A 13,579-nucleotide genomic window follows, 5' to 3' on the forward strand; every position below is an offset into this window, starting at 1 on the left:
AATTACAGGGTCAAACGCACACTGTGAGTCTGACCGTCATCCTGAAGGGAAATAACAGGTTCTTGTAAGGGTTCTCCATCACAAGTAAGCTGTTCAAATCCTGTCATTCGACCCTTTGGATTATCGACAACAATTTCGTATTTTGAAGAACAATAGTGGTAGACCAATTTATAGCTTTTCCAATGACTCGGTAGACAGGGCTTAAGAACCAGCTTATCCCCTTGACGCTTAAAACCTAAAATTCCTTCCAAGCCTGCCTGATACAGCCATCCTGCCGCTCCGGTATACCACGTCCATCCGCCGCGGCCCACATGGGGGTGAATAGCGTAAACATCGGCGGCTACGACGTAGGGCTCAACTTTATAGCGATTGGCCTCATGTTCTGTTCGGGCATGGTTGACGGGATTCAGCATATGAAACAGCTCCATAGCCTTATCCCCTTCTCCTAACGTCGTGTAGGCCGAAATGGCCCAAATGGCCCCATGGGTATACTGTCCGCCGTTTTCGCGCACTCCGGGGACATATCCCTTAATATAGCCGGGATCAGGCAGAGACTTGTCAAAAGGCGGAGTAAGCAAGAGCAGGACTCCATCTTCTTTACGCCACAAATAGTGTTCTAAAGCCAGCATCGCATCCTGAGCCCGAGTGGGTCTCGCTCCTCCGGAAAGGACTGACCAGGATTGAGCGATGGCGTCGATCTGACATTCGGTGTTGAGCGTAGAGCCTAAAGGGGTCCCGTCATCAAAATAAGCCCGCCGATACCAACCCCCATCCCAGCCGTATTTCTCCAGATTCTGTTGCAGTTCCTCGGCAACACGACGATAACGTTCCGCTCTCTCTTTATCCTGGCGCGCCTGACAGATTGAAGAGAAGCGCATCAGGGTTAAATAGAGAAACCATCCGAGCCATACACTTTCCCCTCTGCCTTGCGGCCCGATTTGGCTAAATCCGTCGTTCCAGTCTCCGGAACCAATTAACGGCAGCCCATGCTCGCCAAAGCTCAGCCCTTTCTCGATCGCCCGTAAGCAATGTTCGTAAACATCCCCTGACTCGCTGGAAACTTTGGGCACTGAATAGCGTTCATCTTCGCCCTCCCGCAGCAGTTCATCTTCCAGGAAGGGAGCCATTTCGTCGAGAACCGAACTATCTCCTGTATGTTCGATATAATGAGCAGTGACATAGGGAAGCCATAAAAGATCATCAGAAAATTTCGTGCGTATTCCTTTATTTCTCCCTTCATGCCACCAATGCTGTACATCACCTTCTTTAAATTGATGACCGCAATGAAGAAGTATTTGTTTCCTGCTAACCTCCGGGGACGTGTAGACAAGGGCCATTACGTCTTGGAGTTGATCCCTGAATCCATAAGCTCCCCCCGACTGATAAAAGGCCGACCTAGCCCATAAGCGGCAAACTGTGGTTTGATAAAGCAGCCAACAGTTCATCAGCAAATTCATCGACGTATCGGGTGTTTCAACTTGGATTTTGCTCAACAAACCGTTCCAGAATTGTCTTACCTTATCGAACTCCTCATCCACCTTTTTCGAATTCTCATACAGCGCAAGGATTTGTCCTATTTCTTCTTGCCTGGTAGTTTCCCCCAAAAGGAAAGTAACCTTTCGGGTTTCTCCGGCGGCGATCGTCAAAGGGACTTGCAGCGCCGCACAAGGGTCAAAGCCCGCCCCGACAGAACCAGAAAAACTCTCCAGCTTTAAGCCCGCCGGATCGGCTAAACCTCCATTGCGGCCGATAAATTCAGACCGGTCCCCAGTATAACTGGCAACACCGGCTCCCACAACCCCTAAAAATCCCCACCGCCCGCTAAATTCTTCCTGGTAAGTGTTGCGAGCCAAGAAGACCTGGCTTTTCTCATCGTATTCTGTCACCAAATACGGAGCAGTCAGCTCACGGGCTACTCCCAAAACCCATTCTACGTAGTAAACTAAGCTTAAATGCACTTCCTGTTCTGTCGTATTGGAAAGCGTCAAGTCGAGAAGTTTAAGCGGTTCCTGCAAAGGAACAAAAAGCTTTAGAGATTGTTTCAGACCATGGCTGCAATGTTCAAAAATTGAATACCCCTGACCATGCCGGATCGTGTAAGCTCCTTTCTCTCGTCTCGGTTTGGCAGTGACAGACCAAAACTCACCGCTGTCGTCACTCCTCAGGTAAAGTGCCTCTCCCGTGGGATCAAGGAGCGAATCATTAGACCAGGGAGTAAGTTTATACTCTCTGCTATTGTCGGACCAGGTGTAGCCTGCCCCTACCTCTGAAACCTGAAAACCAAATGTGGGGTTGGCAATAACATTAATCCAGGGAAGAGGAGTATTCTTGCCTTCCTGAAGCTTGATTACATATTCTCTCCCGTCTTGACTAAATCCTCCATAACCATTGGCAAAGGTTAATTGGTTCATTATCTGTTCTTCCGCTTCAAGCTGCCGGTTATCCAGAGAAGTTTCCGGCAATGAATCCTCCAACTCAGAAGAGCTAGGATTTTCTCCACCGGCACTTTCCGGGATAATCAGTTTACTCTTTTTCCGAACCTGAACTGAACAGGAGCCGCCTTCACCGTTGAAGATAATTCGAGCTACGGTATAAAGCAATCTTAAATCATCCGCCTGAACATGACTTTTTTGCAGGATAAAAACACCGCCCGGCTGATTTAAGCGATCCCGTGCGTGCCCCATAGAGATCAAGTCTCGCAAGTTGTCTTGCAGGGCTTGCACATAACCGCTCTCGTCTTCATTGAGAATTACTAAATCAGCATATAACCCCTTGAGGCTCCAGTATTCATGAATAGTCAGCAAACGGCGAACTAACTCCATATGCTCACTTTTATCCACGCGAACTAAAACGACCGGCAGATCTCCTGAAATGGCATAGGGCCAAAGGGCCGACTGTCCTTTGCAATTGTTGGCAATATACTCGGCCACATCTCGTCGGCAGGGACTGAGATAGAGGAGATGGCCGCCGAGACTCAGCCCCTCGTTGGCCTGCCCGGCCGTCAAGTTCAGATGGCGAAGCTCCATTTTACAGTGAGTCCACGCCAGTTCAAAGGCCCTGTTCACTGAGAGCGGGTCCCGGTATTTTTCAGAAATACGGATGATTTCCTCTTGGTTGTCGGCATAGCCCACTGAGAAAGAAACTCTCGCCGTTTGCCCTGGGGCAACCCTAACTCTCTGTCTCAGACTCATGATAGGATCAAGGACCGCCCCCACTGTGTTGGACAAGGGGTGGTTGGCGTCTAAAACTTGCGGTTTGGAGAGACTTCTGCCCCGGCCGATGAACCGGGCCCGGTCTGTTTCATATTGCAGAGTACCGACCGTATCTCCCTCTGTGGCGACGGTATGCATCAACCATAAGCGCCGCTGATTTTCTTTCCGTGGCCGCCGTGAAGCAAATAACGCCTCATTCTGATAATCTGTTTGGATAAAGAGGTTGCCAAAAGCGGGATGGGCTAAATCATCATTTGCTCTGGCTAAGACCACTTCAAAATAGCTGGTAATTTCAATAATGCGCTCAAACTTACTGTGATTTGTCAGAGATATGCGCCGAATTTCAGCCTGATCTTCCGGTGAAACAACAATTTCGGTCCGGGTTGCCAGGTTACCGTCTTTGCGGAAATATTCAACCCGATCCGGAGCGTAGGTAACTTTATAATCGTCACCGGAATTCAAACATGGCTGATGTGTGGCTGACCAAACATCCCCTGAATTCAAATTTTGAATATAAAAATACATCCCCCAGGCATCTCTGGTTACATCTTCCCTCCAGCGCGTTAAACCTATTTCCCGATAACGACTGAACCCAGCCCCTGAATTTGTCAACATAACTGAGTATTGTCCGTTCGATATGCAATGGGTCACGGGAATTGGACTCATTGCCGTGTTCATAAAAATAGACTGGTTTTTTTCAGGAGGAGTGCTTTTAACGTGTCTGCCGGAAATGATCTGTTCACCTTCCGGCTGGGATACAAGAGGAGCCGACGACGGTATTCGTTCCTGCAAAAGAAGCTCCATAGCCTGGATAAGAGCCTCGCTGTGCAAACGTGTTTGCATTCTATTGTCAAATAAAATATTATCCAAGGCTAAAAAGCTCATTCCTTGATGGTGGGCCATAAAACTTTGAATCAGCCGATAGGATTTTCCTACAGGAATGCGATCGGCGGTAAAATCAACGGCTTCATACAAGCCGTAACGACCGCCGAAACCACGGTGTTCCATAAGAGAGATATTGTCCAGCGCTTCCCGGGGAGAAACCATCAGGGCTAGAAAGCTGGCGTAAGGAGCAATGACAAGGTCCTGAATTAATCCCCTTTTCAGACCTAAACCCGGAACCCCGAAGGCTTTATATTGATAGTTAAGCTGGGGATCAAAGGCATAAAACCCGGACTCGGAAATTCCCCAGGGCAAATTATGCTCGGCGGCATACTTTTTCTGTACCTCGACAACGGACTTATAGGTCTCATCCAATAACGTCCCCGCATAGTTTTTCATGACAAGGAGAGGCATTAAAAACTCAAACATGGTTCCGCTCCAGGAAACCAGGCTTCTTTTTCCTTGGGCCAGGGTCAGGGAACGCCCCAGCCTAAACCAATGACTATGCGGTACGTCTCCCTTGGCAATGGCAATAAAACTTGCCTGGCGGGCTTCAGAGGCCAACAAATCATAGTAAGATTTATCCAGCATGCTTTCCCCGATTCGATAGCCAATGGAAAAAAGCTGACGCTTTTCATCAAACAAGGGATGAAAGTCCGTGGCTAAAACCATTTCTTCAAGCCATTGCTGCAGCATTTGGGTGGTGCGGATTGTCTTCCGAAGCTTAAGCAGCGCAGCATGGATTTTTTCGCTGATTTCCGCGCTAAAATTCCCCTTCTCCAATGCCTGTGAGTAATGTTGTCCTAATTCAGAGAGGTTAAAGAATTTAAAGCCACTCATACTTTCCAGGGTTTCAGTTTCCGTGAGATTTGACTCGTTAGCCCAGGGAAAGTAGTCTTGAATCTCCTCTTTAAAAGCACAAATCATGCCTTCGAGGCAACGTCCCCAATACTTTCCGTCTTCCGCCCATTCTTGCCCGGAATAATTTTGCGGCCAGGACAATAAAATGTTCATCCAGGTTCGAAAATTCCAGTCCTTAGCAGGGTTCTCCAAAGCATTCTGAATTGCTTTTTCAAATCCTGCCAATTCTTTAAAGCCTTCTTCTCCGACAGCTTGTTTTAACAAAGTACAAGTATCTTGGAGGGCAAAGACATATTCCAAACCTACGAGCGGTTTTTCCAGTGATTCGGCAAGCCCGGCTTTCAAAGTCAGCAAATAGAGGACAAAATTCCCGCTATCCACTGTGGATATATAACGCGGTTCCAAGGGTTCAAGACTCTGGGTGTCATACCAGTTGTAAAGATGCCCTTGCCAATGCTCAAGCTTTTTAACAGTAAGCAGCATCTTTTCAATACGCTGCAAAGCTGTTGTTAAAGAAATATAGCCGAAGTCTCTTGCCGCAATATTCCCCAGTAAGGCTAAGCCAATATTCGTCGGAGAAGTCCTGTGGGCCACCCCATTGGGCGGATCGATTTGAACATTGTCAGGAGGCAGCCAATGCTCAGTATCATTTACAAACTCCTCAAAAAAGGCCCAGATTTTTCTGGCCCAAAGTCTCAAGGCTAATTGTTCCGAAAAAGAGAGCAAATCTTTCTTAAGTTGTTTGGGCAGGCTTACACGATAGGCATACCAGATTGCCAGCAACCATAAAATCCCTAAAGGAATAACACTCGTCAGTCTGGCAGGAAACAGGAACCCCACAAAAAAACCGAGAAAAATTATATAGACGATGACGGACCACATCGACCGTAAGGTTGCTTTAAAGCTGATATCTATTCGCTTTTCAGTATCAGCCGCAGTTTCCCATTCCAACATTTTTTGATGAGAAATCAGCTGGCGATAGCAGCTTCGCAGGATAGCGTCGAGCATGCTGAAGGCTTGACGGGGCAGCAAAATAAACTGCAGCGCAAACTGTTTGGCAACAGTTAAAGCGTCCTGGGCTGCTTCGCCCCGTTCTCCGCCTTTAGTTAAGAGCATATTCAGCATACATAGGACCATCGGCCAAAGGATGCTCAGGGCAACCAGCCCTGTCCACACCCAGGGGCTTCCTGGAAGAAAGGAGAAGCCTAAGGTTAGCAGAAGCAGTTGGGCGGGATTTTCTAAACTTCTTCTCAAGTTGTCGAAAATTTTCCATTTGGAAACAAAGGATATTGGTTTAAACAGCCAGGGTATAAGCTGCCAGTCTCCGCGTACCCAGCGATGCTGCCGGCGAAGATAGGAGCGGTAGGTCGATGGATAACCATCAACTAACTCTATATCCGTAACAAGACCTGCCCGGGCATAAATTCCTTCAATTAAATCGTGGCTGAGAATCGTATTCTCCGGAAAGGTTTGATGAGTGACTTGATGAAAAACCTCAACGTCATAGATTCCCTTCCCCGTGAAAATGCCTTCAGAGAACAAATCCTGATAAAGGTCGGATATGGCCGTTGTATAAGGGTCCACCCCGACTCTGCCGGAGTAAATTTGGGCAAACTCGGAGGCTCCGGCACTTAAAATTGAAACTCCTACCCGTGGCTGGAGTACACCGTATCCTTGAACAACTCGTGTTTTTTCTTCATTAAGGCGTGGCGAATTCAAAGGATGAGCAAGGGCTCCAATAAGTTTTTTAGCCGTTCCCTGAGGCAATTTCGTATCCGCATCAAGGGTTATGACATAGCGAATGCTTGGCAGAATCGTCAAATTTCCAATTTTGACATTATAACTTGTCTCACCTTCTTGACGCAACAAAGCGTTAAATTCGGCCAGTTTTCCCCGCTTGCGTTCCCACCCCATCCAAACCCCCTCTGAGGGGTTAAATAAACGCAGACGGTGGAAGAAATAGAACCTATCCTGCTCATATTTCCGGTTGAGATGTTCTATGGCCTCTGTCGCCGCAGTAAGAATTTCATCATCGCCTGAGACGGTCTGCGCAGGAGCATCTGCAAAATCACCCAAGAGGGCAAAGTATAAATTATTGTCTCGATTGGCCAGAAAATAAACTTCTATTTCTCCAATGAGTTCTTTCACTCTCTCAACACTAGTCAAAAGAGTTGGGACCACAACCATGGTCCTAAATTCTTCAGGTATTCCATCTCTCATCTCAAATTTAGGCAAAAAGGTCGGTACGAAAAGCTTAGAAACAATCCAGTTTAGCGTTGGCATCGTCAAACTGCTCGCCCAAATGAGGACTCCCAAAAATAAGACTGCATAAAGAAGGGGAAACGACAGAGCGTTCCCTGCATAAGCAAGAACCAAGGCGCTAAGCACCAAAGTTACGATGAGCAGACTGCCAAAATAATATAATTCCGGCTTTTTTCGCATCGCCTGACGGAACCGATAAAGTAGACTTGAATTTGTACCGAAGTCTTGTCTCAATTCCTGTTCCAGCTCAGCCCGCCCTGACCCCAGTAAATCCCTGCCAACATGGGCAGCCAGAAGATCGCCCCGCTGCCGGGCCTCTTCTGCTCTCGTGAGAACTCTGCGGGCCACAACTAATTCGGAAATTTTAAACTGCCGGGCAATCTTTTCGACTTCATGCCGATAGGCATCGCGGGAATCAAAGTCCATTTGACAATAAACCTGGCTCGGATCTTTTTCGAAAACACTTTCTACCAGGCTTACTTCCTCAAAAAATCTCGGCCAATCCTCCGCGGCGATAAAATGAATGCCTGAGATAGCATGCCCCATAGAAACTTGATACATGGTCTGGTGTTGACGTTCAAGTTTGGCTAATTCTTCGATCGTTGTATCCTGCTTGGCAATTGCCCGATCGATCCAGTGCAGCAAGGGCGCCCCTTCAACGCCATGTTCCCGCATCCGCCTTAAAATTTGCTCTGCGTAAGCCGAAGAATATTCTTCCTGCGGAATCAATGTTTTGAGAATCTCGTCCCAATTCGTTTTGTCATGATCGTTCTCTAAAAGAGGCAAAAGCCAATGATCCGCTCTTTCTCTTTCCTCTTGAGTAAATAAAATAAGTTCCGTTAATCTCCGGATATTCTCAAGAATTACAATTCTCAGCATCGTCGGGATTGCCCATAATTCGCCGCTTGTCAAAGGAATTTGGACCTGATAGGCGTTAATAAACGCTTTTAAGGTGTCTCTTTGCAGTTGGCTGTCCGTATGCTCGATCAATTCGACTAATAAACCGTATACCCTAGGATAGCCTATAAAATCACCGCTGGAATTTCTGGGCAATTGGCGCTCAAATTTCGGAGGCAGGCTGCGGGGAATCTCTTCTTTCAAACCTCTTAAACTGTAATAATTGTCTAATAACCATTCCGTTGCCGGTACGGTATCTTTAGTGCGGGCTGAATAATCGGTAATTTCGTGATAGGCTCGTTCTAAAAACTTTATATTTTGCCTGACCCTCGGCAAGAGCGTTCGTTTCGGAAAATGAATACTCTGATTCGAGGTTAAATGGGCAATTTCTTCGGCATGCTTAAGTAAATCTTCCCCATGGAGGGCAATGTCCTTATATGGTTTTTCCTGAATCATAGGCCGTGCGAAAAACTTCATTGTTCGTCTCCGTTTGTCATTTTTTAAGCATCATATTGCATTATTCCCAATCCCTCCCACTTCATTCATGCGGAGATAAACAACAAACACCTCAGCCGTTTTTTCACAGCTGAGGTGTTTGTTGTTTATCTCCGGAAATAGTCTAAGGTATCAACCGAAGCGTTCTAAAAATTCATCCATCGTTATCAATACTTGTCTAGGTTTACTCCCTTCGAAAGCACCCACAACCCCATGCTCTTCAAGCATGTCCATTAAGCGTGCCGCTCGAGTATAACCCAATTTCAGGCGTCGCTGCAAGAAAGAAACCGATGCCATTCCGGTTCTGATGAAAAGCTGCCCCGCCTCAAAAAATAACGCGTCATCAGGTCCACCGCTTTCTTCAACTTTTTCACTGGTTTCTACAAAAAGCCGTTCCGGATCAAGATATTCAGGTTTACCCAAACTCTTCCAATGATCAATAATTCTTTGGACCTCTTCATCCGTAACTAGACAGCCTTGCACGCGCAAGGCTTTGCTTTCGCCTAAAGGAGAATACAGCATATCTCCTCTGCCCAGAAGTTTTTCCGCCCCGGTAGCATCAAGAATCGTGCGAGAATCAATTTGGGACGATACCGCAAAAGAAATTCGGCTGGGGATATTTGCTTTAATGACTCCTGTAATCACATCAACCGAAGGCCGCTGTGTTGCAATGACAAGGTGAATTCCGGCTGCTCGCGCCATTTGAGCTAAACGGCAAATAGCTTCTTCAACCTCTCCGGCAGCTACCAACATCAGATCAGCCAATTCATCGATAATCACTACGATAAAAGGCAGAGCTAATGATGAATTCTCTAAAACTCCTGATTTCAATTTATTATAACGATTAATATCCCGTACCCCTGCAGCGGCAAACAGTTCATAGCGGTTTTCCATCTCTTTAACGATCCATTTTAAAGCACTGGCCGCTTTCTTAGGATCAACGACAACAGGAGCCAAAAGATGAGGGATTCCATTATATTGACTTAATTCAACCATTTTGGGATCTACTAGCAAAAATTTCACTTCATCCGGGGTGGCATTAAACAAAAGGGAATTGATGATCGAAGTGATGCAAACACTTTTCCCTGAACCTGTCGCCCCGGCAACTAAAAGATGAGGCATTTTAATTAAATCGGCAATGATAGGCTGATTCGCTATATCTTTTCCTAAAGCGACTTTAAGTTTTGAAGAATATTGTTCAAAACTGGCTGTTTCCAGAACTTCTCGAAATGGCACCGCCCGGGCTTGTTTATTGGGAACTTCAATTCCAATAGCTGCTTTTCCGGGGATCGGAGCCTCAATACGAACGTCACGTGCCGCAAGGCCCAGGGCAATGTCATCCGCAAGATTGACAATCTTACTGATTTTAACTCCCGGAGCCGGTGCCAATTCATATCGTGTAATTACCGGTCCCCTGGTAACGCGAATTACCTTAGCCTTAACCCCAAAATCCGCAAGGACTTTTTCCAGGAGTTTAGGTGTTTCCAGGTCTTGTATAGGAGCATGCTCGGGCACCGAATCCAACAGACTGAAGCTGGGGGGCTTCCACTGGTAGCTGCTTGGCGGAGGATCGCCGGCAAGCTTGGGAGGCTCTTGTACCGCAGAAGGTTCAAAATCTTCCTCCTCCTGCACAAAGGTCAAAAGTTTTTCCCCAGCCGTTTCATAAATCCGCGGCTGTTCCACAGGCAAACTTCTAAAATCCTCTTTCGGATCAAAAGACAACTCACTTACAGGATTAGTTTCCACTGCACATGCGACATCGTCAATAAATACCTGCTCTGTTTCCGGCTCATTTTCTCCGGATAGATATTCCTTTGCGTCATATGTAGGTTCAACTTCCTCGGTCTCAGGTTCAGCTTCCTGAGTTTTATGTTGAATTTCTTCAGGTTTAGGTATACTTTCAATTTTTTTTTGCTCAGTTAAAGGATTATCCGCCAAATCATTAACTTCGGGGGGTTCCTTGGCAAAGGAGCTATAATCATCTTTATACTGGGCAAGAAACTCTTCTCGATCCGCCTGGGATTTAAAAATCGGTTTAGAGGCAGACTCTTTTTCCTTGAAAGTTTTAGCAACCAAATCAGAGGGGTTGTTTTCCGGCTGAGAGACCACATGCAAAAATTGCCGCTCTTCCCGGTCTACATCCTCAAAGTATGCCTCAAGCCCTCTCAAAAGAGTCATCCGATGAGGCGGTTTAGACAAGAGTGCCTTTCCTGATCCGAAATAGGACGAAAAATCCTTACCCAAATCATTCATTTCCGTCGCTTGTTGCGAATCCACTTCTTTGATTTCAACCCATTCGGGAGAAGAAAAATATTGATTAAACCCATGTAAATTAACAAGCTTTCCGGCCGGCAGGGGTATCCCCCCCTCATCAAGCTTAGGAAGCTCTATCCTTGGTTTAGTATTTTTCCGATTAACCGGTCTCTGAGAATGTTTAGCTTCCTCTTTGACCTGATCCGCCTTAGCCGTGGTTCGAGAGCTCAGCAGCATTAATAAATCTGCCGCCAAAAACCATAAACCCGCGGCAATAATGAGACAAAATAAAAGCCCGACCCAGGCAAAATGATTCCCCAGAATTGCTGCGATTGCAGAGAAAATCTTTTTCCCAATGCCAAAGCCAAGACCGCCCAAACCCGCTAATAGAGAAAACAGCAATAATAAAACGCTTATTAATTTTAAGCCAAAAGTATTTGGGCTTTTTTTATTAGTCCGCACCTTTTCACCCCCATGCTATACTCATTATGGTTGATAAGCTATGAGAATGTCAAAAGGTTTTTTTAATTTCAACGGTAATTATCAGTAACTCAAGAGTATACCTTCCTGATTGGGCAAGGGATGAAAGATTTCATGGGATATTTCACCATCTTCGTTTAAAAACACATTGCCCGTATAAAGAAAGTCGCCTTTAGTCCAATAGCGGAGATCTAAAAATTCCACTTGACATTCTTCCGTATCCGAATCATGAGCTATAATGTGATAATATGGAGTAAACTGACTAAATAGTTCAGCCAAAGAACCCTCCAGGGCATTGGAAACCGAAGGATTATTTTTATCGAACTTAGGCATAACCCTGCAAATGGTAGGAGTCTGATTCCGTATAATACCGAAGCGCACGGTATCTCCTTGGAACAAAATAAAATTCCACGCAAAAGGATGGTACATCGCCGGAAGGACTTTAACTTGGTCCGGCTCTTTAAGGGCGTAGATAGTCATTAACCGATCACGGGTTTTTAACCGCCCCATATGGCGGTTTGCTAAATATAAGATACTTAGAGATAAAGCCGTCCAAGCAGAAGGTCCGGCTAAATCCGGAGAACGCAAGGCAACCATAAAAGACCCCAAAAACAAGCACGAAACAATGGGATCTGTGAGCATTATCATGTCCACTGTAATTTTCTTCCGCGAAAATGGCCACAATAATTCAGCCCCGAAGGAATTTAATAAGTCCATAATACTATGGGACATTGTGCCAATAAAAGTCCAAATAAACACCGTCCACCACGAGGTACTTGGAAACGCTAAATAAAGCGCTGATCCTAATCCTAATGACATACCGGTTAAAGCAAGCAGAGAATGACTTGCCCCTCTATGATTTAACAAATAGTTCAAACGACCTTTAAGATGGGCTACGATATCAATGTCAGGAAGCATTGCACCCAACGTGCAGCCTAGAAATACCGGATCGTTTAATTGCATACTGTGGCCGGAAAGGGCACTTAAGGCAATTCCAACGAGTCCATGAGTGATCGGGTCCATTATTGCCCTCCTTCAATCAATTAAGATTTTACAAACTACAACAATATTATTATAGCACAAAGTTTTTGCAGCAACTCAATTTTCATTTCCTTATTTTCCAGCTTCAGACACACAAATAAGGGGCTGTTTCAACGAATCACACGTTCGAAGTAACGGCCCCGCCAAGTTGCGCCAAGGACTATTTGCAGCGAGCTTATTACCCTAAAGGCTAAAGTCAGGGAGCATTGCCAGCCACTTTTAAAAAGGTTTATAATACTTCCTTAGAGTTCAACTGCAGCTAACTTTTGACTCATGTTAACCTTTACTGGAGTGTGCAGCTACTTTGATCGAGTTATTAATATTGTGAATTTCCGGGATATTTTTAATCATCTCTTCCGCCAACTCGCGTTCTTCTTCAGTATAGACCTCACCTGTCAAAAAAGCGATCCCATTTTGTACAAATGCGCGTATCTGGCCTGAATTCAAGCGATGCTGCCCCAACTTGGAGACAAGTTGTTCAGTCAGCCATAAATCGTCTCCTTGAGAACGATGCCGAGTCATGATCTCACTGACAACCGCTTTGACGCCCGGAACTTGATAGGCGGTTTCCACAGCCCACTCCATTTCTTCCTGAGTATCCACGAGACCGCTTAACGTTATCAAGCCTTGGCGGGCGGCAGTTTGAATTTCATGAGCATTAACCCACGGGGAAGCAACAAGGGCATTTTCTACACGGTTGACAAGGGTTGCGTCGTCGACAGCCTTCTCCAGGAATTGGATTTCGCTGCGAATTTCTTTAACTCCCCGCACTTGTGATGCGAGACGTTTAGCCAACCGCTCCGTGCTTTGAGTTTCAACATGTCCGAGTAATGTCGCAATCCCTCGGCTTACCCGACACCCTAAATGGGTAAGATCCTCAAAATTAGATCCTCTAAAACGTTCGCTAATTCCTTGTTCAATGTCTTTATCAAGGATATTGCCATCATTGGCAACAGTCAAAGAGTTATCTAATTCACGAACACCATCGATTCGCCCCACACGGCTCCCGAAAAAATCCTTTTCGACCAAGCTGTCCACCATACCCCAAATTGTTGCCCGATCCCCTTTGACCTCAACATGGATTCCTTGCCCGCTTTCACCAAAATGTGTATGAATAAGTTTTTTGATATCACGAAGAATGTCTTGTTCGGACCGCGAATTATGCATAAATCTCCCTCCACCATGAAGCTTTTGTT

Annotated in this window: 4 protein-coding genes; all 4 read right to left on the reverse strand. The window is 46.0% G+C overall.

All coding sequences use genetic code 11. The features are described 5' to 3' along the window. Positions 1 to 2 precede the first annotated feature (2 nt). The 4 genes from REC12_RS15175 to REC12_RS15190 all read right to left on the reverse strand — a co-directional run bounded on the left by REC12_RS15175 (position 3) and on the right by REC12_RS15190 (position 13,550). Positions 3 to 8,591, reverse strand: coding sequence for a glycoside hydrolase family 94 protein (locus REC12_RS15175; RefSeq protein ID WP_308895892.1), 8,589 nt, complete (start codon positions 8,589 to 8,591; stop codon positions 3 to 5). A 150-nt stretch (positions 8,592 to 8,741) separates the two neighbouring features. Next, positions 8,742 to 11,324: a DNA translocase FtsK gene (locus tag REC12_RS15180; RefSeq protein ID WP_308895895.1), complete on the reverse strand. Its 2,583-nt coding sequence runs from the start codon at positions 11,322 to 11,324 to the stop codon at positions 8,742 to 8,744. 81 nt (positions 11,325 to 11,405) lie between these two features. Further along, the gene (locus tag REC12_RS15185; RefSeq protein WP_308895897.1) at positions 11,406 to 12,365 is read right to left on the reverse strand and encodes a metal-dependent hydrolase; all 960 of its coding nucleotides are present in this window, start codon (positions 12,363 to 12,365) and stop codon (positions 11,406 to 11,408) included. A gap of 294 nt (positions 12,366 to 12,659) precedes the next feature. Then, complete coding sequence (locus REC12_RS15190) at positions 12,660 to 13,550, reverse strand: BON domain-containing protein (protein ID WP_308895898.1); 891 nt, start codon at positions 13,548 to 13,550, stop codon at positions 12,660 to 12,662. Positions 13,551 to 13,579 lie beyond the last annotated feature (29 nt).

Origin of the sequence: Candidatus Desulfosporosinus nitrosoreducens, assembly GCF_030954495.1 — a bacterium.
Lineage (GTDB): Bacteria > Bacillota > Desulfitobacteriia > Desulfitobacteriales > Desulfitobacteriaceae > Desulfosporosinus > Desulfosporosinus nitrosoreducens.

Bases quoted from the DNA above. Each gene is read 5' to 3' on its own strand.
- REC12_RS15175 (WP_308895892.1), bottom strand. From the start codon at position 8,591: ATGAAGTTTTTCGCACGGCCTATGATTCAGGAAAAACCATATAAGGAC.
- REC12_RS15190 (WP_308895898.1), bottom strand. From the start codon at position 13,550: ATGCATAATTCGCGGTCCGAACAAGACATTCTTCGTGATATCAAAAAA.
- REC12_RS15185 (WP_308895897.1), bottom strand. From the start codon at position 12,365: ATGGACCCGATCACTCATGGACTCGTTGGAATTGCCTTAAGTGCCCTT.